The following is an 18,753-nucleotide window of genomic DNA, read 5'->3' as shown; positions in this document are numbered from 1 at the left end:
GATGGCCGGTATTGCCGTCATCGGCGGGGGCGTGATCGGCTGTGCCGCGGCTGCCTGGCTGGCGGCGGACGGGCATGCGGTCACGGTCTATGAGCGCCGGGCGGAGGACCGCCACGCCTCCGCCGGCAATGCCGGGCTGCTGGCCTTTCCGGAGATCACGCCGCTGGCCCGGCCGGGCGTGCTGGGGTCGGTGCCGCGCTGGCTGATGGACCCGCTGGGGCCGCTGGCCCTGCGCTGGCGCGACCTGCCGGCGCTGACGCCCTGGCTGCTGCGTTTCCTGGCCGCGGCCCGGGCCGGGCAGGTCGAACGGTCGACCGCCGCGCTGGGCGGGCTGATGCGCGGCGCGCTGGACGACCATCACGACCTGGCCCGCCGGGCCGGCCTTCCGAACCATCTGCGCCAGACCGGGGCGATGGATGTCTATGACAACGAGGCCAGCTTCCGCGCCGCGCTGCCGGAATGGGAGCTGCGCCGCCGCCTGGGCGGCCACGACTTCGAGCCGATGACGGCGGACGAGGCCCGGGCCCTGGTGCCCGACCTGACCGGCAGCTTCGCCCGCGCCGTGCTGTGCCGCGCCTATTGGATGGTCGACAGCCCGCTGGCCGTGCTGCAGGACCTGCGCCGCAGCCTGGGCGACCGGCTGGTGGCCGGCGCCGTGACCGCGGTCGAGCCCGGCCCGGACGGCGTCAGCATCCGCCTCGCCGACGGCACGACCCAGACCTTCGACGCCGTGGTGGTGGCGGCTGGTGTCTGGTCGCGCGAGATCGTCCGCGGCCTGGGGCTGAAGGTGACGCTGGAGACCGAGCGCGGTTACAACACCACGATCCCAGAGGCGCTGGTGCGCCTGCCGATGCCGGTGGTGTTCGCCGATCACGGCTTCGTCGCCTCGCCTTTGGCCGACGGGCTGCGCATCGGCGGTGCGGTCGAATTGGCGGCGGTCGACGCCCCGGCGAACTACGCCCGCGCCCGGGCGCTGCGTCAGAAGGCCAGGGCCTACCTGCCAGGGATTCCGGAGACCGGCGGCACCGAATGGATGGGCCGCCGCCCGTCCACCCCCGACAGCCTGCCGGTGATCGGCCCGCATCCGCGCGACCGGCGCATCGTCTTCGCCTTCGGCCATGGCCATCTCGGCCTGACCCTGTCCGCCACCACCGCCCGCCTCGTCTCGGCTATCCTCTCCGGCACGCCGGCCCCCGCCCCCTTCGGCATCGAACGGTTTCAGTGAGACCCGGACCATGAGCAAGAGCAGCTTCTTCTGCATCGACGCCCACACCTGCGGCAACCCGGTCCGCGTCGTCGCCGGCGGCGGCCCGCCGCTCAAGGGCGCGACCATGAGCGAGAAGCGCCAGGCCTTCCTGGCGGAGTTCGACTGGATCCGCACCGGGCTGATGTTCGAGCCGCGCGGCCATGACGTCATGTCGGGGTCGATCCTGTACCCCGCCAGCCGCGACGACACCGATGCCGGCATCCTGTTCATCGAGACCTCGGGCTGCCTGCCGATGTGCGGCCACGGCACCATCGGCACGGTGACCGTCATGATCGAGGAAGGCTTGGTCCGGCCGAAGCAGCCGGGGCGGCTGCGGCTGGAGGTGCCGGCCGGCATCGTCGAGGCGGAATACGAACAGGACGCGGCCGGCCATGTCGTCTCGGTCCGCATCCGCAACGTCGCGTCGTTCCTGCATGCGGAGAAGCTGGCGATCGACCTGCCCGGCTTCGGCCCGCTGGTCGCCGACGTCGCCTATGGCGGCAACTTCTACGCCATCGTCGAGCCGCAGCCGGGCTATGCCGACCTGGAGGATCTGTCGGCCGGCGAGATCCAGCGCCTGTCGCCGATCGTCCGCCGGCTGATGAACGAGCGCTACGACTTCGTCCACCCCGACGACCCGACCATCTCGGGGCTGCGCCATGTGCAATGGACCGGCCGGCCGAAGCACCCGCAGGCGCATGCCCGCAACGCCGTGTTCTACGGCGAGAAGGCGATCGACCGGTCGCCCTGCGGCACCGGCACCTCGGCCCGCATGGCCCAGTTGGCGGCCCGCGGCCAGCTGAAGGCCGGCGACGCCTTCGTGCATGAGAGCATCATCGGCAGCCTGTTCCACGGCCGGGTCGAGGACACGGCCAAGGTCGGCGGCCACGACGCCATCATCCCGTCGGTCGCCGGCCAGGCCTGGATCACCGGCTACAACACCATCTTCCTGGACGATCGCGACCCGTTCGTGAAGGGCTTCACGGTGCTGTGATGGCGCCCATCCGCTACACCGTCACCGACATGCACACGGCGGGCGAGCCGGTGCGGATCTTCACCGGTGGGGTGCCGGAGCTGCGGGGCGCGACCCTGCTGGAGAAGCGGCGCGACGCCATGGCCAACCACGATTCCGTGCGCCGCCACCTGATGTTCGAGCCGCGCGGCCATCGTGAGATGTACGGCGTGTGGCCGACCTCTCCGAGCCACCCCGGCGCCGCCCTGGCCGTGCTGTTCACGCACAATGAGGGCTATTCCACCATGTGCGGCCACGCCACCATCGCGCTGGGTCGCTGGGTGCTGGACCAGGGGCTGGTGCCGAAGCAGGCGCCGGAGACGCGCTTCGTGCTGGAATGCCCGTGCGGGCCGGTCGAGGTCTTCGTCGCGGTCGATGCCGACGGCCGGATCGGCGACGTCGCCTTCGAGAGCGTGCCGGCCTTCCTGGCGGTGCCGGACCTGCGGGTGGAGGTGCCGGGACTTGGCCCGGTGACGCTCGACATCGCCTATGGCGGCGCCTTCTACGCCATCCTGCCGGCGTCGCGGCTGGGGCTCGACCTGCGGCGCACGCCGGTGGCGGCGCTGCACGACGCCATGACCCGGATCACCGGCCACCTCCGGGCGACCGAGACGATCCGCCATCCGCGCGAGCCGGATCTCGGCTTCCTTTACGGCACCATCCTCACCGACGACGCCGTGCCGGGCCAGGGCCCGAGCTGGAACCTGTGCTGGTTCGGCGACGGCCAGATCGACCGGTCACCGACCGGTTCCGGCGTCACCGCCCGCCTCGCGCTCGAACACGCCAAGGGTCGGATCGCGTCGGGTGTCGACTGGGAGGTCCGCGGCCTGTCCGGCGCGCCCTTCACCGGGCGCATCGCGCGGCTGACGGCCGACGGCGTGGTCGCCCGCGTCGCCGGCCGCGGCCATTATGCCGGCGAGGCCAGCTTCACGATTGAACCCGACGATCCCCTGCCCGACGGCCTGGCGGTGCCGGAACGGCTGGAGACGCTGTGGTCCCGTTGACGCTCGATCGCACTTGAAAATTTGGTCAAAATGACCAATTCTAGGACAGTTGCAGAGCAACGGAGGCTTCCATGAGCGTCCCTGTCCCGTTGGCAGAAGCCAAAGCCCAATTGTCCTCCCTCATCGACCGAGCCGAGTCCGGCGAGGAGATCGTCATCACCCGCCACGGCAAACCAGTGGCGAGGATCGTCGGGTTGCCCGAGCAGCGGGAACCTCGCAAGCCGGTCAACAGCCTCGGCCTAACCTATGTCGCGGATGACTTCGACGCACCGCTGCCTGCGGAGATCCTCAAGGCGTTCGGCGTCGAATGACGTCACTTCTGCTCGATACCCACATCTTCCTGTGGTGGATCGATCAGGATCCCCGACTGACTTCCCGCACCCGGGACGCCATCGCCGATCCCGGCGCCCGGGTCGTCGTCAGCGCCGTCTCGGTCTGGGAAATCGGCATCAAGCGGGATCTCGGCAAGCTCAGATTCACGCGCAAGCCGACACAGACGATTCTCGACAACGGCTTCGCGTCGCTGGACATCACTGTGGACCACGCCGAGGCGGCGCCCGCCCTGCCCCGCCTTCATGCCGATCCGTTCGATCGGATGCTGATCGCCCAGGCCGTGGTCGAACGGCTGGCGCTGGTCACCGCCGACGACCAGATCCGGGCCTATGCCGGGCAGGTGGCGGGGCTGAGCCTGTTCGAGGCCGCCCCGCCGCCAGGCTGAACCCCTTCTGCCTCAGACCCCGTATTTCGCCAGGTCCGGCCGCTTGGCCAGGGCGGTGCGGACGATGGTCTCGACCCGGTCGCGCTCGGCGCCCTGTAGTTCCAGCCGGGGCTGGCGCACCACGGTCGAGGTGCCGCGCACGATGGCCTCGGCCAGCTTCACGTTCTGGACGAAGCGCAGCGAGACGTCGAGGTGCAGCAGCGGCATGAACCAGCGGTAGATCTCCAGCGCCTCGGGGATCCGGCCGGCGGCAACCAGCTTGTGGATCGCCACCGTCTCGCGCGGGAAGGCGCAGACCAGGCCGGCGACCCAGCCGACGGCACCGAGCATCAGGCTTTCCAGCGCCAAATCGTCGACGCCGGTGAAGATGTCGTAGCGGTTGCCGACGGTGTTCAGGATGTCGGTGATGCGGCGGACGTCGCCCGAGGATTCCTTGATCGCGACGAAGTTCGTCTCGTCCGCCATCTCGGCGAACATCTCCGGCGTGATGTCGACCGCATAGGCGACCGGGTTGTTGTAGACCATGATCGGCAGGTCGGTGGCCCGCGCCACGGTGCGGAAATGCTGGATCGTCTCGCGCCGGTCGGAGACGTAGCGCATCGCCGGCAGCAGCATCAGCCCGTCCATGCCTGCGGCCTTGGCGCGTTCGGCCAGCGCCACCGCGGCACGGGTCGAATCCTCCGCCACGGTCAGCAGCACCGGCTTGCCGCGGGCGGCTTCCTTGGTAGCATTGGCGATCGCCATCTTCTCGTCGGCGGTCAGGGTGCTGGCCTCGCCGATCGAGCCGCAGCAGATGATGCCGTCAACGCCGGCGTCGATCTGGAACGCGACATCGGCGCGCACCTCGGCCAGGTCGACCTCCTGCCGCGCATCCATCTTGGTGGTGATCGCCGTGTAGACCCCGGCCCAGCGCTGTCCGCCCATCGCCCTGTCATCCCCTTGTGATCCGCCGCCGCCTGGGTCGGCCGACTTAGAATACCTTCTGTATTTTATTTGTCGACAAAATCCGGCGGAACGAAGCGAGCCCTTCGCCAATCGCATTGCACCGCAGCATTTGACGCAGATCTATGTTGCAGTGCGAAATGGTAGGATCATTCAGTCAATGCATAGAGACGCAGCCCAGAAGCCGCTCAGCGGCCCCAGCCCCGCCCTCTTTGCAACACATTTTACGGGCATTCGACCGGTACGCCTTTCAGGGCGAAGTCGGATGATCCGGATCAACAGGTGAAGGTTTCGGGAGCAATCCAATGCCTGCCGTCAAGAACGTCCGTTACGTCACCAAGCGCGAATATCCGACGATGGAAGACGCGCTCTACGCCGCCGAAGGCCTGACCGCCGATTACGAGGAGCGGCTGCAGATCGCCGCCGAACTCAGCGGCGTCTCGGTCGACGAGGTCCGCGCCGTGGCCGACGCCCAGGCGGCGGAGATGGCCAAGCTCTCGACCATGCGCATGACCTCGACCGTCCGCTCGAACAGCGGCAGCGCCGTGGTCGTGGAGCGTCGCCGCACCCGCACGGTGGTGATGCCGCGCTCGCTGACGCTGGCCTAACCAAGCAAAACCGGCATCGGGCGCCCGCTTCTCAGAGCGGGCCGCCCGGCGCCGCGACCTTCTCGGCGATGCCGCGATTGCGCGTCAGCATCGCCATCACCGCGCCGCGCGCCTTCTCGGGGTCGCGGCCGCGGATGCCCTCGGCGATGCCCATGTGGTAGTCGGCCGAGGCGCTGTAGGCGAATTCCGGCGCGATGCCGTGCGCCGAGACCACGAACTGCACCCGCAGCAGCACGTCGAGCGACCGGGCGAAGCCGGACAGCAGGCGGTTGTGCGAGGCGTTCAGCACCGCCAGGTGGAAGCGGACATCAGTGTCCAGCACCTGCGGCATGGTCTCCACCGCCAGCCGCGCCGCCAGCGCCACGATCTCCTCCGCCTCCTCCGCCGTGGCGCGCAGCGCCGCCAGTTCGGCCGCCCGCGGCTCGATGATCTCGCGCAGCTCGGCGATATCGACCAGGAAGCGGCCGATTCCGTCCGGCTCCTGCAGATGCCAGGCCAGCACGTCGGGGTCGAGGATCGACCAGTCCGGCCGCGGCCGGATGCGCGAACCGTAGCGCCGGGCGGTGCGGATCATGCCCTTGCCGGCCAGCACCTTGATCGCCTCGCGCAGCGCATTGCGTCCGACCGCGTATTCGGCGGCCAGCTCGGTCTCGGTCGGCAGCGGCCCGTCCTCGGCATAGCGGCCGGCGACGATGGCGCGGCCCAGCGCCTGGACGGTCTGGCGCACCACGCCGCCCGCCAGCGACCGGCCGGGATCGCCGGACAGCGTGCGCTCGAGGATGGCGACCAGCCCGTCCGGGCCCCCTCCCCCTGGTTCCGATCCGCTGGAGAGGAGGGCCCGTCGATCCGTCAATGCCACGCCATCGAAATGAAAATCAGAAGATGCTCGCCGAGGTCGTCATCGGACACCAGCGCGAGAGCCTGAGATAAGGTACCAGCACCCGAAGCGCCGCGTCATCCCCGATGCGCGACAGCGCCTCGACCGCATAGCCGCGGACATAGCGGTTGGGATCCGTGGTCAGCACCCGCCCCAGCGCCGGCACCGCGGCGGCGGCGGCCGGCCCCATCCGGGTCAGGCCGAGCACGGCGTCGAACCGCACCTCCTCATCCGCATCGTCCAGGCTGCGGGCCAGTGCGGCGACGATGGCATCGTCGGCCGGCTTCAGCCCCAGCGCCTCGACCGCGGCGATGCGGATATGGGTGTCGGCATCATCCAGCACCGCGATCAGGGAGTCGCGCACCTCGGCTCCGGTCCCGGCGATCTCGCCGAGCGCGAAGGCGGCGAGCTTGCGCGCCCGGTCGGTGCCGCTCTTCAGCAGATCGAGCAGCGCCGGCACCGCCGGCAGGCCGATCTCGACCAAGCCGTAGCCGGCGGACAGGGCGATGCAGTCCTTCGGCGTCAGCCGGCCGGCGTCGCTCTTCTGCGTGCCATCCTCCGGATCGCGCCTGGTGTCGGCCCCGACCCGGTCCAGCAGCGCCGGCAGCGCCGCCTCGCCGATCGCACCGAGAGCATAGGCGGCGTCGAGCTGCAGCGCCTCGTCGTCGCCCTCGAGCCAGGGCAGCAGCGCCGGCACCAGGGCGGCGGCCCCGGCGCCGAGATCGGCAATCGCCGACATCGCCGCCGCGGCTTCGGCCGGTGTTCCGGCCAGGGCCGCCCGCAGCGCGTCGAGATCGGCCCTGCCGCCGGCAGCCGTCGTCCCGGTCAGCCAGCGCCACTGCGCCTTCCACACCGCCTCCATGGCGAAGGACGGCGCCTGCTCAACCGCCTGCCAGGTCGGGTCGGCATGGTGCCAGTCCGGTTCGCCGACCGGCGCCATGCGGATGAATTCGAACTTCATCATGAACCGCTTGTCGGCGGTCAGGTTCTTCATCTTCCTGTGCCAGATGTCGTAGTGGATCAGCAGCACCGACCCGGCGGGGCCGGACCCGTTCCGCTCCAGCGCATCCGGATCCTTGATCCCGGCGGCGAGCAGGTGGCTGCCCGGCACCACCCCGGTCGGCCCTAGCTCGGCCGGCGTGTCCTGGGGGTAGTACATGATCATGACCCAGCGCGGCCGGTGGTTGCGCACCCGGCGCATGTAGCCCCAGTAGCTGTCCTTGTGGAAATGCTGGATCGGCGACCCCGGCGGGTTCTTATGCAGCGCCCGGTGGGGATGCATGATGTAGTCCGGCCCCAGCACGCTGGTCAGGGCACCTTTCACCACCGCATCCTCGAACACCGCGTTGATCTCGGGCACCAGCGGCAGCAGGTTGTTGCCGGGGTTCTCGTGCCGGTCGTCGCCGATCAGGTCGTCGAAGCGCCGGAAGATCTGGTCGTGGAAGGATTTCGGCAGCGCCGTCTGCAGCACCAGATAGCCGTTGGCCAGGAACTGGCGCATCTGCGCGTCGGTGAGCAGCCGCGGCGTCTCGGTCTGCGCCGGAACATGCATGTCCATGGTGTCTCTCCCATCCGGCGCGGCGTCGATGGCTGTGGCGCGGCGCTGTATCGTTCGGGCCCGTTGACCGGGTCATGGCCAAGATTGACTCTCTAAGTGGGATTTAGCAATCGGAATCTCATCATAAATCCTATCTAGAAACCGTCACCCTCGTCATCGCGAGCCCGCAGGGCGTGGCGATCCAGCGGCTCGATCTCTGGATCGCCACGCCCTGCGGGCTCGCGATGACGACAAACGGGGGCATCACCGCCCCCCAAAGCCCGAATTCATGGCGATGCCGCCGAAGATGTAGCGCTGCAGCAGGACGGTCAGGACGATGCCGGGCAGCATCGAGATCGCGGCCCCGGCCATCATGTAGTTCCACTGGGTGCCTTGCTGGGTCTGGAACAAGGTGAGGCCGAGCGGGATGGTCGCGTGTTCCGTCCCGTTCACGATGATCAGCGGCCACAGGAAGCTGTTCCACTGGGCGGTGAAGGTGAACAGCGCCAGCAGGCCAAGGATCGGCAGCGACATCGGCAGGATGATGCTGACCAGGATGCGCAGGCGCGAGGCGCCGTCGCACAGCGCCGCCTCCTCCAGCTCGCGCGGGATGTTCTTGAAGAACTGGCGCAGCATGAAGGTGCCGAAGGAGCCGAAGGCGACCGGCAGGATCAGCGCCTGGAAGGTGTTGACCCAATCCAGCCGGCTCATCAGCAGGAACAGCGGGATCACCAGCACCGCCTGCGGGATCATCAGCGTGCCGAGATAGGTCAGGAACAGGGTGTCCCGCCCGACGAAGCGCAACCGGGCGAAGGCATAGGCGGCGAGGCTGGAGACCGTCAGCACGATCACGGTGACCGCCGCGGCCACCATGGCGCTGTTCAGGAAGAAGCGGCCGAAGGGCAGGTAGAACCAGGCGTCGATGAAGTTGCCCCACTGCCACTGGCTGGGCAGCAGCCGCGGCGGCACCGCCAGCACCTCGCCATTGGACCGGATGGCGTTGGTCAGCATCCAGAAGAACGGGAACAGGAAGGCCAGCGCCACCAGGGACATCGCCCCCTGGGACACCAGCGTGCCCGCGGTGACGGGGCCGTTGCGCCCACGGCCCCGCGCCAGACTGCGATCAGGCGTCATAATGCACCCACTTCCGTTGCAGCCGGAACTGCAGCGCCGTCAGCGCCATGATGATGATGAACATCACCCAGGCGATCGAGGTCGCGTAGCCCATCCGGTAGGTGGTGAAGCCGTTCTGGTAGATGAAGAAGCCGAGCGTGGCGGTGGCGACGCCGGGCCCGCCGCGGGTCATGGAATAGACCTGGTCGAACACCTGCAGCGCCGTGATCGCGGTCATGACAGTGCCGAAGAACAGGGTCGGCGAGATCAGCGGCAGCTTGATCCGCCAGAAGCGCTGCCAGGCGGTGGCACCGTCGATCTTGGCCGCGTCGAGATAGGTCTGCGGGATCGAATCCAGCGCCGCCCCGAACAGCAGCAGGTTGTAGCCGAAGCCGGACCACAGCGAGACGATCACGATCGCCTGCATCGCCCAGGCCGGGTCGACCAGGAAATTCGGGATCGGCAGGCCCAGCGTCCCGACGATCCAATCCATCAGCCCGCCGGGGGTGAAGATCAGCAGCCAGATCACCGACACGCCGATCATCGGGGTGAAGGTCGGCAGGAAGAAGATCAGCCGGAAGAACCGCTTGCCCCAGCGCAGGCTGGAGATCCAGACCGCCATGCCGACCGCCAGCACGATGTTCAGGACCAGGTATTCCACGGTGTAGAGCGCCGTGTTCCGCAGCACGTGCCAGAAGCTGGGGTCGACGGTGAACAGCCTGATGTAGTTGGCCAGGCCGACGAATTTGGGCTGGGCCAGCAATTGCCAGTTGGTGAAGCTGAGCGCCAGCGAGGCCAGCAGCGGCAGCAGCAGGAAGGCCAGGAACCCCAGCAGGCTGGGCAACAGGAACCAGAATGCGGCCCGGCCCTCGCTGCGGAACCCGCGGCGCCGGGACCGGACCGGGGCGGCTGCGCCCGCCCCGGTCCGCACGTCGAGATTGCCGGCCTGCACGCTCATTCCGAGGCGAGGCTCTGCACGGTGTCCAGCACCTGCGGCCCGGTCTGCGACCCGCCGAAGGCCAGCGGCACATACTGCTCCAGCAGTTCCGCCACCGTGTTCCAGTTGGCGGTGGTGCGATAGGGCTTGGCGTTCTGCAGGGCGAAGGAGATCGCCTCTCGCGCGCCGGCGACGCCGGACGCGGCCACGTCGTACCAGTATTTCTGCTGCTCGGTCCGGGCGGCGAAGGCGCGGCCTTCCGAGGCCAAATACTGCTCCGCTTCCGGCCCGGTGAGAATCTGGATGGCTTCCCAGGCCTCCTGCTTGTGCTGGCTGGTCTTGGCGATGCCGAAGCCGGAACCGGCGGTCAGCGTGACGCTGCCGCTCTTGCCCGCGGGCACCGGGGCCAGCCCGATGTGGAAGGTCACCGACTTGCGCTTGTTGATCAGGCTCCACGGCCCGTCGAAATACATCGCGACGTTGCCGGAGGCGAAGCGGCCGCCGATGATCTCGTTGGAGGGCTGGCCGCTGGCGGCGATGACCGGCGCCACCTTATCCTTCGTCACCAGCTCGACCCAGGACTGGAACACCTGCTGCAACGCCGGGTCGGTGAAGTTCAGCTCGCCATCGGCGGTCAGGTAGTTCGCCCCGTCGGACAGGACGAAGGGCAGCCAGTAGTCGACCGACGTGGCGCCGAAACCGTAATTGCCGTCCCGGGTCAGCGCCTTGGCGGCGGCCAGGAACTCTGCCTGGGTCCAGCCCGGCTTGGGCAGCGGCACCTGGTACTTCTCGAACAGGTCCTGGTTGTAGAAGAGCATGAAGGGCCCGAAATCATAGGGCAGCGCGTAGAGCTGCCCGTCGGCGCTCATGCCCTCGATGATCGAGCGGTCGAACTGGCCGAGATCCAGGCCGCTCTTGCTCGCATACTCGGCCAGCGGCTCGAAGATGGTGGTGAAGTTGGGCAGGCGCAGGGACTGGATGCTGACGATGTCGGCCAACTGGTTCGACGCCACGAAGGTCGGCAGCTTGGTCCAGTAGTCGCGCCACGGGGCGGTGCGCAGCTCGACCTTGATGTCCGGGTGCTTGGCGGTGACCATCTCGGCGACGTGCTTCCAGGCGGCGACCTCGGCATCGGTCGAAGCCCACATCTGCCAGGTCAGCGTCACCGGTTCGGCCTGGGCCGGGGTGACGGAAAGAGATGCCGCGCCGGCGGCAACGGCGAGGCCGAGAATGGCGGTCAGCGTCTTCATGGCGTTTGTCCTCCTGTTGCGGCCGCCTTCTGCCGGGCGGCCGCTTGATGGGTGGTCCGGCCGATTCTCAGCCGTCTTTCAAGAACAGCTCCACCACCGGCACGGTCACGTCGGGCCGCCGCACCGGCAGCTCCAGGGTCAGGGTGCCGGCGGTCAGCGGCACATGGGTGTTGCCGCCCAGCGCCGGATCGACCGGCTCCAGCCGCTTCACCTCGCTGGCATCATGCAGCAGCTGGGCATAGGCGACCTTGCCGCCGAGCCCGTCGAGATGCAGGTGGCGGAACGGCCAGGCGAAGATATGGACGTAGAGCCGGTTGCCGTTGCGGGTCAGCCGGCAGTCGCGCGGCACCGCGATCTCCGGGCCGGCCGGGCCGCAGCCATAGATGCTGCGGCCGTGCAGCCCGAGCCAGCGTCCATAGGCCTCGAGCGCGGCCACGGCGCGGTCGTCGAAGCGGCCGCGGCCGGTCGGGCCGACATTCATCAAGAGGTTGCCGCCCAGGGCGACGGTCTCGACCAGCAGTTGGACCAGCTGCTCCGGGCTCTTCCAGCTCGCCTCGTCGCGGTGGTAGCCCCAGGAGCCGGACAGCGTGTGGCAGGATTCCCAGGTCACCGCCCGGCCCAGCACCTGCGGCGCCTGGCGCGGCAGGAACTGCTCCGGCGTGGTGATGTCGGGCGGCACACCCAGCACCTCGTCCAGGTCGAGCCGGTTGTTGACCATGACGTCCGGCTGCAGCTCGCGCACCAGCGCCAGCAGCTTTTCGCTCTCCCAATCCCGGTGGCCCTTGCCCGGCAGCCCCTGGTAGGGCCGGTCGGAGTAGCTGAAGTCGAACCACAGGATGTCGATCCTGCCGTAGCCGGTCAGCAGCTCGCGCACCTGCTCGCGCATGTAGGCGGCGTAGCGGCGGATGTCCCGGCCCCGGTTCAGCGCCGCCACCTCGGGATGGTTGCGCTGTGGGTGGTGGACGTCGATCGGGAAGTCCGGGTGATGCCAGTCGAGCAGCGAGTAGTAGAAGCCGACCTTCAGCCCCTCGGCCCGGAACGCCTCGACGAAGGGCTTGATCAGGTCGCGGCCGCCGGGGGTGTTGGTCACCTTGTAGTCGGTGGCCTGGCTGTCCCACAGGCAGAAGCCCTCATGGTGCTTGGCGGTCAGCACCACGTATTTCATCCCGGCCTGCCGCGCCCGCGCCGCCCAGTCGCGCGGGTCGTAGAGGTCGGGGTCGAAATGCTCGAAATAGGCCTGGTAGGACTCGTCGCCGATCTCCTCCCGGCTCTTCACCCATTCATGCCGCGCCGGCAGGGCGTAGAGGCCCCAATGGACGAACAGGCCGAAGCGGTCCTGCACGAACCAGGCCTTCTTCTCCTCGGGCAGGAAGGTCGCGGCGGTCACGGCTTGGCCTCGCCGCGCCAGGCAACGCCACCGGGATAGAGATGGTCCTGCAGCGAGGCGGGCTTCATCGCGATGCTGTAGCCGGGCGCGGTCGGCGCGACGTAGCAGCCATCGGCGATCCGCACCGGGTCGACGAAATGCTCGTGCAGGTGGTCGACATATTCGATGAAGCGGCCGTCCTTGCTGCCGCTGACCGCCACGAAGTCCCACATCGACAGGTGCTGCACGTATTCGCACAAGCCGACGCCGCCGGCATGGGGGCAGACCGGCACGCCGAACTTCGCCGCCATCAGGATGATGGCGAGGTTCTCGTTGACACCGCCGACCCGGGCGGCGTCGATCTGGCAGAAGCCGAAGGCATCGGCCTGCAGGTACTGCTTGAACATCACCCGGTTGTGGACGTGCTCGCCGGTCGCGACCCGGGTGCCGTGCGGCCGGAGGGCGCGGTCGATCGCGGCATGGCCGAGGATGTCGTCGGGGCTGGTCGGTTCCTCCACCCACAGTGGCTTGAAGGGCAGGAGAGCGGTCGACCATTCGATCGCCTGGCCGACATCCCAGACCTGGTTGGCGTCGACCATGAAGGTGAGGTCGTCGCCGATCTCGGCCCGCACCAGCGCCGCCCGCGCCAGGTCGGCCTTGCGATCGGCGCCGACCTTGATCTTGAAGGCCTTGAAGCCCTGGGCCAGCGCCTCGCGCACCAGCCGGCGGATCTTGTCGTCGTCATAGCCCAGCCAGCCGGCGCTGGTGGTGTAGGCCGGATAGCCCTCGGCCAGCAGCCGCTCGATCCGTTCGGCCTTGCCCGCCTGCTGCCGGTGCAGCAGCTCTACCGCCTCGTCCGGCGTCAGCGCGTCGGTGATGTAGCGGAAGTCGATGCAGCGCACCGTCTCCTCGGGCGTCATGTCGGCCAGCAGGCGCCACAACGGCTTGCCCTCGGCCTTGGCCCAGAGGTCCCAGATCGCGTTCAGCATCGCCGCGGTGGCGAGCTGCATCACCCCCTTCTCCGGCCCCAGCCAGCGCAGCTGGCTGTCGCCGGTCAGGCGGCGGTAGGTGGCGCCCATGTCGCGGGTGAAACCGGCGAGGTCCTGCCCCAGCACGGCCGGCTTCAGCGCCTCGATCGCGGCGCAGACGATGTCGTTGCCGCGGCCGATGGTGAAGGTCAAGCCATGGCCTTCCAGCCCGCCATCGGTCGAAAGCACCACATAAGCGGCGGAATAGTCGGGGTCGGGATTCATGGCGTCGGACCCGTCCAACCGCCTTGCGGTCGGGAAACGGACATCCAGGACGCTGATCCGGTCGATCTTCAAAGCGGTCTCCGTCATCTCGACAAATGCCGCCGGCCCATCGGGCACGGCGCGATCGATCTCGACATCGGGACGCTATCCGGGTCTCTCACCCATGGGCGCTGGTCCCTCCCCACGATGGCGGGCCCCACGATCCGTGACGGCCCTGGCTGGCGGCGTTCCAGCCCCGCTCTTCCGGCGGTTCGTCCCGCCGACGATGTCGACGGGCCTTTGCATTAGGAGTGGGCCCGGCTAGGCTGTCAAGCGGTCAGGCCAGTTCAAGTGGGATTTAGACTTCGATTTTGTCGAACCCGCCCCGGCAGGTCCAGTACCGATTTCGGTCTCCATTTCAGCCAGCAGGGCGCCATGCCCCTTCAAGCGGTCGTCAATCGCAAGCTCTACATCCAGATCGCCGAGCAGATCACGTCGCTGATCGAATCCGGCGAATTCGGGCCGGGCCGGCAATTGCCGTCCGAACGCGACCTGGCGCAGGAGCTGGGGGTCAGCCGCCCGACCGTGCGCGAGGCGCTGATCGCGCTGGAAGTGGCCGGCCTTGTCGAGGTCAGGATCGGGGTCGGCGCCTTCGTCCGCGCCCCCGCAGGCGCGCAACGGCATCTGCCGATCTCGGACCATTCGGCGCTGGAGATCATGCAGGCCCGCGCGGTGGTGGAGCCGGAGCTGGCGGCGCTGGCGGCCCGGCATGTCACCGAAGACGGGCTGGCCGAACTGGCTGCCATCGTCGCCGCGATGCGCGGCCAGACCGGCCGGCAGGAATGGTCGCAGGATTCCGACCGGGCGCTGCACATGCTGATCGCAGAGCATTGCGGCAACCAGACGCTGAAGGAGATCGCGCTGGCCCTATGGCGCAACCGCGAGGAGGGCCTGAGCGCGGCCTTCCACCGGCACCTCTCGCGCCAGCCCGCGCTGCTGAACCAGATCATGGCGGACCATGACGCCATCGCGGCGGCGATCCGGGACCGGGACCCGGACCGTGCGCGCGCGGCGATGGCCGCCCATCTCGACTACGTCCAGCGCCAGATGCTGGCGGTGTGGGACTGAGGCGATCGGAGCGCCGGTCAAGCCCCCCTTCCCCAACCCCGCCGAACCGGCTTATTTTCCCTGGGCTGCAAGGGGAGGAAGCCAGGATGACGCGCGTGGCCCATTGCGCCTGCGGCCAGCTACAGATCCGCTGCAGCGGGGAACCGACCAAGGTCTCGCTGTGCCATTGCCTGGACTGTCAGCGACGCACCGGAAGCCCCTTCGGCATCGCGGCGTTCTTCGGCGCGGGCTCGACAGAGGTCTCAGGATCCTCGCACTCGTATCGGCGCGATTCCGACAGCGGTTTCCCCGTCACGTTCCACTTCTGCGGCACCTGCGGGTCCACGGTGTTCTGGTACCCGTCGCGAAGGCCAGCGGCGGTCGCAGTCGCCGTCGGCTGCTTCGCCGACCCACTGTTTCCTGCGCCATCGCAGGCCGTCTACGGCGAACACCGCCACGGGTGGGTGGTGACGCCCGCCTGACAGATCTTTTGGCCTGCCTGAAGACGCCCGGTTTGAGTGACGGGGCTGAGGAACGGATGCCCTGAGCCGGGTCCCAGCGACTACCGCACGCCGGCAGGGGCGGCGATCACCCACAGCGTCGTGCTGCCCATCTTGTCCGGATCGAAGGCGGCGGATTCGAAGGCGATGCTGCGGCCGTCGGGCGACCAGCCGGGCGCGCCGTCATAGCCGCAGCTGCGGGTGAGGCGGAGGGGCACGCCGCCGGTTGCCGGGACTACGAACAGATTGGCGTTGTCGATGTCCGACCCGTCGCCGGAATAGACGATGTAGGCGCCGCTGGGGGACCAGGACGGGTCGCTGTTGTCCCCGCCCGCCGCCGGGCCGGTGACGGTGAGCAGGCCGCCGCCGGCGGTGTCGACCGTCATCACATCCACCCGGCCCGGCTGGGTCCGGCGCTGGAACAGGATCCGGTTGCCGCGCGGCGACCATTGCGGCTGGCGGTCGTTGAAGCCGTGCGTCAGCCGGGTCAGCCCGCTGCCGTCGACCTTCACCTTCCAGATCTCGCCGGCGGCGTCGGGGTTCGATTCCGCATGCGACTCGAACACGATCCATTGGCTGCGATCGGCCAGGACCGGCGAGATCGAGGGTTCCCAGGCCAATTGGCCCGGCCGGTTGGTGACGCGCGTCGGCGTGCCGCCGGTGCCGGGGACGATGTAGACCTCGTCGCGGTCGACGACGTCGGAGGAATAGACCACCGCGTTGCCCGCGGCGCTCCAGCACTGGCCCGGCAGGTTGACGCTCTGCGCCCCGGTGCCGGGGCTGAGGGTGCGGATCGGGGCCCCGCCGGTGGCGGCGACCGTGCGCACCACGGCGCCGCCGAGATTGTAGCGCCGTTTGAAGTTGGTGAAGGCCAGGGACTGGCTGTCCGGCGCGAAGCACGGATTCTGCAGGCTGCCGGCAACCCCGGTGACCGGGATCTCCCGCGCCGCGTCGCTGCGGCAGGCGGCGGCCTGCTGGGCCTCCGCGGCGACCGGCCAGGCGGCCACCATGATCGCCAGAGCCACTGCGTGTCTTCTCATCGTCGCGTCTCCCCGAAGTCAGATGCGGCGCAGGGGTGACCTGTTCCCTCGCCGGTCCGGGCAGTGTCCGAGACCTCGAATAGGACCACAATCCCCTACAATTCGGGGTTGTGGCCCTCAGCCGGTCCGGCGATGCGGCCTGCGCGCCCGTCCCCGTCTTCCCTGCTGGCCATGTGCCCGGCGCGCCCTATGATCGCTGCCGTGCCTTGTTCCTGGCACGAGCGATCGGAAGGGTGCTGCAGTGGATCTCGCGGATGACGGCTTGCACGACCGGGCCCGCTGGGCCGGGATTGCCCCGGACTGGACCGACGTCACCGGCCAGACCCGCAGCGTGGCGCCGGAGACGCTGCGCCGGCTGCTGGAGCGGATCGGCGAAGCCGACGCGGCCGCCGCCGTGCCGCCGCTGGTCACCGGCCTGACCGGCCAGGCCATCCCGCTGCCGCCCGCCGCCGGCGACGGCGCCGCCCTGCTGGTGCTGGAGTCGGGGGTGCGCATCGACATCGCCGTGCATCGCGGCGACGACGGACGGGGCTGGGTGCCGCCGATCCTGGAGCCCGGCTATCACCACCTGCGGTTGCAGGATCGCGAGATCACCCTGGCCGTGGCGCCGCTGCGCTGCTTCAGCCTCGACGACATCGCCCGCGGCGGCCGGCTATGGGGTCTTGCCGCCCAGATCTATGGGCTGCGACGCCCCCGAAATGGGGGTGTCGGCGACGGCGGCATCGGCGACAGCGGCGGGGTGGCGGAGCTGGCCCGGGCCGCCGGCCGGCGCGGCGCCGACGCCCTGGCGCTGAGCCCGACCCACGCCCTGTTCACCGCCGAGCCGCAGCGCTTCGGCCCCTACTCCCCCTCCAGCCGGCTGTTCCTGAACCCGCTGCTGGCCGACCCGGCGGCGCTGTTCGGCGTCGGCCGCGTCGCCGCCGCGATCCGGTCGGCCGGGCTGGACGACACCCGCCGCCGTTGCGAGGCCGCCGAGCTGATCGACTGGCCGGCGGCGGCCCAGGCGAAGCTGGCCCTGCTGCGCGCCCTCTATGACGGCTTCGATACCGAGGCCGGCCCGCTGGCCGCCGATTTCGCCGGTTTCGTCCAGGCCGGCGGCGCGCTGCTGGAGGACCATGCCCGGTTCGAGGCGCTGCAGGCCGCCCGCCTCGCCGCCGACCCGGCCGACCGCGACTGGCGGCGCTGGCCGGCGGCGCTGCGCGACCCCGGCAGTGCCGCGGTGGCGGAGTTCGCGGCGGCGCATCCCGGCGCGGTGCGCTTCCACGCCTTCCTGCAATGGGTCGCCGACCGCGCCCTGGCCGACGCCCAGTCCCAGGCCCGGTCGGCCGGCATGCGCATCGGCCTGGTCGCCGACCTCGCCGTCGGCATGGACGCCACCGGCAGCCATGCCTGGAGCCGGCCGTCGGACGTGCTGGGCGGCGCCAGCATCGGCTCCCCGCCCGACGCCTTCAACGCCGCCGGGCAGAACTGGACGCTGGCGGCGATCTCGCCCCGGGCGATGCGCGAGACCGGCTTCGCCCCGTTCCTGGCCACGCTGCGCGCCGCCCTGCGCCATGCCGGCGGGGTGCGGATCGATCATGTCATGGGGCTGGCCCGGCTGTGGCTGGTGCCGGACGGCCTGGCGCCGACCGAGGGCGCCTACCTCTCCTATCCGGTCGAGGACCTGCTGCGGCTGGTGGCGCTGGAATCGCACCGCCACCGCGCGGTGGTGATCGGCGAGGATCTCGGCACCCTGCCCTGGGGCTTCGCCGACCAGCTGGCCGACCGCGCCGTGGCTGGCATGCGGGTGCTGTGGTTCGAGCGCGAGGGCAGCGGCTTCAAGCCGGCCGAACACTGGTCGCCGACCGCGGTGGCGATGAGTTCGACCCACGACCTGCCGCCGGTCGCCGGCTGGTGGCGCGGCACCGACATCGCCGCCCGCGCCGCGCTGGACCAGTATCCCGATGGCGGCGTGGCCGAGCAGGCGCAGCGCGCCACCGACCGCGCGGCGCTGTGGCAGGCCGTCGGCGACTCCACCCCGCCACCGGAGAGTCCGGCCCCGGTGGTCGACGCGGCGCTGCGCTTCGTCGCCCGCAGCCCAGGCCGGCTGGCGCTGGTGCCGCTGGAGGACGTGCTGGGCCTGGAGGAGCAGCCGAACCTGCCCGGGACCATCGACGAGCACCCGAACTGGCGCCGCCGGCTGACACGCCCGGCCGGCGAGGCGCTGGCCGAACCCGATGTCGCCGCCCGCCTCGCCGCAATCCGCCGCGAACGGCAGCGCTGAG

General features: G+C 69.7%; 18 protein-coding genes. 9 read left to right on the top strand and 9 right to left on the bottom strand.

Features of this window, described 5'->3' with window-relative positions; translation table 11 throughout:
- Nucleotide 1 precedes the first annotated feature (1 nt).
- From E9232_RS08645 to E9232_RS08625, 5 genes are all read left to right on the top strand, one after another.
- Nucleotides 2–1,225 (top strand): NAD(P)/FAD-dependent oxidoreductase, encoded by a 1,224-nt coding sequence (locus E9232_RS08645; protein WP_309793427.1) that lies wholly within the window; start codon nt 2–4, stop codon nt 1,223–1,225.
- A gap of 10 nt (nt 1,226–1,235) precedes the next feature.
- On the top strand, nt 1,236–2,240 hold the full coding sequence (locus tag E9232_RS08640) for a 4-hydroxyproline epimerase (RefSeq protein ID WP_309793425.1): 1,005 nt from the start codon (nt 1,236–1,238) through the stop codon (nt 2,238–2,240).
- Nucleotides 2,240–3,262 carry a proline racemase family protein gene (locus E9232_RS08635; protein ID WP_309793424.1) on the top strand — a complete coding sequence of 341 codons (1,023 nt, stop codon included), beginning with the start codon at nt 2,240–2,242 and terminating at the stop codon, nt 3,260–3,262. The genes E9232_RS08640 and E9232_RS08635 overlap by 1 nt, the downstream gene beginning before the upstream one ends.
- Nucleotides 3,263–3,333: 71 nt before the next feature.
- On the top strand, nt 3,334–3,573 hold the full coding sequence (locus tag E9232_RS08630; protein WP_309793420.1) for a type II toxin-antitoxin system Phd/YefM family antitoxin: 240 nt from the start codon (nt 3,334–3,336) through the stop codon (nt 3,571–3,573).
- The gene (locus E9232_RS08625; protein WP_309793419.1) at nt 3,570–3,980 is read left to right on the top strand and encodes a type II toxin-antitoxin system VapC family toxin; all 411 of its coding nucleotides are present in this window, start codon (nt 3,570–3,572) and stop codon (nt 3,978–3,980) included. The genes E9232_RS08630 and E9232_RS08625 overlap by 4 nt, the downstream gene beginning before the upstream one ends.
- Before the next feature lie 12 nt (nt 3,981–3,992).
- Here E9232_RS08625 and E9232_RS08620 read toward each other — a convergent pair whose 3' ends face one another.
- Nucleotides 3,993–4,904, bottom strand: coding sequence for a dihydrodipicolinate synthase family protein (locus E9232_RS08620; RefSeq protein ID WP_309793418.1), 912 nt, complete (start codon nt 4,902–4,904; stop codon nt 3,993–3,995).
- Between the two features lie 323 nt (nt 4,905–5,227).
- Between E9232_RS08620 and E9232_RS08615 the strand changes: the two genes are divergently transcribed.
- Nucleotides 5,228–5,530, top strand: coding sequence for a hypothetical protein (locus tag E9232_RS08615; protein ID WP_309793415.1), 303 nt, complete (start codon nt 5,228–5,230; stop codon nt 5,528–5,530).
- 31 nt (nt 5,531–5,561) lie between these two features.
- Here the strand turns inward: E9232_RS08615 and E9232_RS08610 are convergent, their stop codons facing one another.
- From E9232_RS08610 to E9232_RS08580, 7 genes are all read right to left on the bottom strand, one after another.
- Nucleotides 5,562–6,383, bottom strand: a complete 822-nt coding sequence (locus E9232_RS08610; protein WP_309793412.1) for a FadR/GntR family transcriptional regulator — start codon at nt 6,381–6,383, stop codon at nt 5,562–5,564.
- Nucleotides 6,384–6,405: 22 nt separating this feature from the next.
- Complete coding sequence (locus E9232_RS08605; protein ID WP_309793410.1) at nt 6,406–7,965, bottom strand: HEAT repeat domain-containing protein; 1,560 nt, start codon at nt 7,963–7,965, stop codon at nt 6,406–6,408.
- A gap of 243 nt (nt 7,966–8,208) precedes the next feature.
- On the bottom strand, nt 8,209–9,078 hold the full coding sequence (locus tag E9232_RS08600; protein WP_309793408.1) for a carbohydrate ABC transporter permease: 870 nt from the start codon (nt 9,076–9,078) through the stop codon (nt 8,209–8,211).
- On the bottom strand, nt 9,068–10,015 hold the full coding sequence (locus tag E9232_RS08595; RefSeq protein WP_309793407.1) for a carbohydrate ABC transporter permease: 948 nt from the start codon (nt 10,013–10,015) through the stop codon (nt 9,068–9,070). The genes E9232_RS08600 and E9232_RS08595 overlap by 11 nt, the downstream gene beginning before the upstream one ends.
- On the bottom strand, nt 10,012–11,244 hold the full coding sequence (locus E9232_RS08590) for an ABC transporter substrate-binding protein (RefSeq protein WP_309793406.1): 1,233 nt from the start codon (nt 11,242–11,244) through the stop codon (nt 10,012–10,014). Before E9232_RS08590 ends, E9232_RS08595 begins: the two co-directional genes overlap by 4 nt.
- 67 nt (nt 11,245–11,311) lie before the next feature.
- Nucleotides 11,312–12,631 (bottom strand): alpha-L-fucosidase, encoded by a 1,320-nt coding sequence (locus E9232_RS08585; protein ID WP_309793404.1) that lies wholly within the window; start codon nt 12,629–12,631, stop codon nt 11,312–11,314.
- Nucleotides 12,628–13,950 carry an L-fuconate dehydratase gene (locus E9232_RS08580; RefSeq protein WP_309793403.1) on the bottom strand — a complete coding sequence of 441 codons (1,323 nt, stop codon included), beginning with the start codon at nt 13,948–13,950 and terminating at the stop codon, nt 12,628–12,630. Before E9232_RS08580 ends, E9232_RS08585 begins: the two co-directional genes overlap by 4 nt.
- A 327-nt stretch (nt 13,951–14,277) precedes the next feature.
- Here E9232_RS08580 and E9232_RS08575 point away from each other — a divergent pair, with 327 nt between their 5' ends.
- Entirely contained in the window at nt 14,278–14,970 is a 693-nt protein-coding gene (locus tag E9232_RS08575; RefSeq protein WP_309793402.1) for a FadR/GntR family transcriptional regulator, read from the top strand.
- An 86-nt stretch (nt 14,971–15,056) separates the two neighbouring features.
- Nucleotides 15,057–15,431: a GFA family protein gene (locus tag E9232_RS08570; protein ID WP_309793400.1), complete on the top strand. Its 375-nt coding sequence runs from the start codon at nt 15,057–15,059 to the stop codon at nt 15,429–15,431.
- Between the two features lie 80 nt (nt 15,432–15,511).
- Here E9232_RS08570 and E9232_RS08565 read toward each other — a convergent pair whose 3' ends face one another.
- Nucleotides 15,512–16,489: a TolB family protein gene (locus tag E9232_RS08565; RefSeq protein ID WP_309793398.1), complete on the bottom strand. Its 978-nt coding sequence runs from the start codon at nt 16,487–16,489 to the stop codon at nt 15,512–15,514.
- Nucleotides 16,490–16,730: 241 nt separating this feature from the next.
- Between E9232_RS08565 and malQ the strand changes: the two genes are divergently transcribed.
- Nucleotides 16,731–18,752 carry a 4-alpha-glucanotransferase gene (gene malQ / locus E9232_RS08560; protein ID WP_309793397.1) on the top strand — a complete coding sequence of 674 codons (2,022 nt, stop codon included), beginning with the start codon at nt 16,731–16,733 and terminating at the stop codon, nt 18,750–18,752.
- Nucleotide 18,753 lies beyond the last annotated feature (1 nt).

It is taken from the genome of Inquilinus ginsengisoli, assembly GCF_031453975.1.
Taxonomy (GTDB): Bacteria; Pseudomonadota; Alphaproteobacteria; order DSM-16000; family Inquilinaceae; genus Inquilinus; species Inquilinus ginsengisoli_A.
This window is presented reverse-complemented; position numbering and strand designations above follow the sequence as displayed.

What these genes read in the sequence shown, in the direction of transcription:
- E9232_RS08590 (WP_309793406.1), bottom strand. Translation starts at nt 11,244, where the DNA reads ATGAAGACGCTGACCGCCATTCTCGGCCTCGCCGTTGCCGCCGGCGCG.
- E9232_RS08580 (WP_309793403.1), bottom strand. Translation starts at nt 13,950, where the DNA reads ATGACGGAGACCGCTTTGAAGATCGACCGGATCAGCGTCCTGGATGTC.
- E9232_RS08605 (WP_309793410.1), bottom strand. Translation starts at nt 7,965, where the DNA reads ATGGACATGCATGTTCCGGCGCAGACCGAGACGCCGCGGCTGCTCACC.
- E9232_RS08595 (WP_309793407.1), bottom strand. Translation starts at nt 10,015, where the DNA reads ATGAGCGTGCAGGCCGGCAATCTCGACGTGCGGACCGGGGCGGGCGCA.
- E9232_RS08625 (WP_309793419.1), top strand. Translation starts at nt 3,570, where the DNA reads ATGACGTCACTTCTGCTCGATACCCACATCTTCCTGTGGTGGATCGAT.
- E9232_RS08575 (WP_309793402.1), top strand. Translation starts at nt 14,278, where the DNA reads ATGCCCCTTCAAGCGGTCGTCAATCGCAAGCTCTACATCCAGATCGCC.
- E9232_RS08620 (WP_309793418.1), bottom strand. Translation starts at nt 4,904, where the DNA reads ATGGGCGGACAGCGCTGGGCCGGGGTCTACACGGCGATCACCACCAAG.
- E9232_RS08615 (WP_309793415.1), top strand. Translation starts at nt 5,228, where the DNA reads ATGCCTGCCGTCAAGAACGTCCGTTACGTCACCAAGCGCGAATATCCG.
- E9232_RS08565 (WP_309793398.1), bottom strand. Translation starts at nt 16,489, where the DNA reads ATGAGAAGACACGCAGTGGCTCTGGCGATCATGGTGGCCGCCTGGCCG.
- E9232_RS08635 (WP_309793424.1), top strand. Translation starts at nt 2,240, where the DNA reads ATGGCGCCCATCCGCTACACCGTCACCGACATGCACACGGCGGGCGAG.
- E9232_RS08640 (WP_309793425.1), top strand. Translation starts at nt 1,236, where the DNA reads ATGAGCAAGAGCAGCTTCTTCTGCATCGACGCCCACACCTGCGGCAAC.
- E9232_RS08630 (WP_309793420.1), top strand. Translation starts at nt 3,334, where the DNA reads ATGAGCGTCCCTGTCCCGTTGGCAGAAGCCAAAGCCCAATTGTCCTCC.
- E9232_RS08600 (WP_309793408.1), bottom strand. Translation starts at nt 9,078, where the DNA reads ATGACGCCTGATCGCAGTCTGGCGCGGGGCCGTGGGCGCAACGGCCCC.
- E9232_RS08570 (WP_309793400.1), top strand. Translation starts at nt 15,057, where the DNA reads ATGACGCGCGTGGCCCATTGCGCCTGCGGCCAGCTACAGATCCGCTGC.
- E9232_RS08645 (WP_309793427.1), top strand. Translation starts at nt 2, where the DNA reads ATGGCCGGTATTGCCGTCATCGGCGGGGGCGTGATCGGCTGTGCCGCG.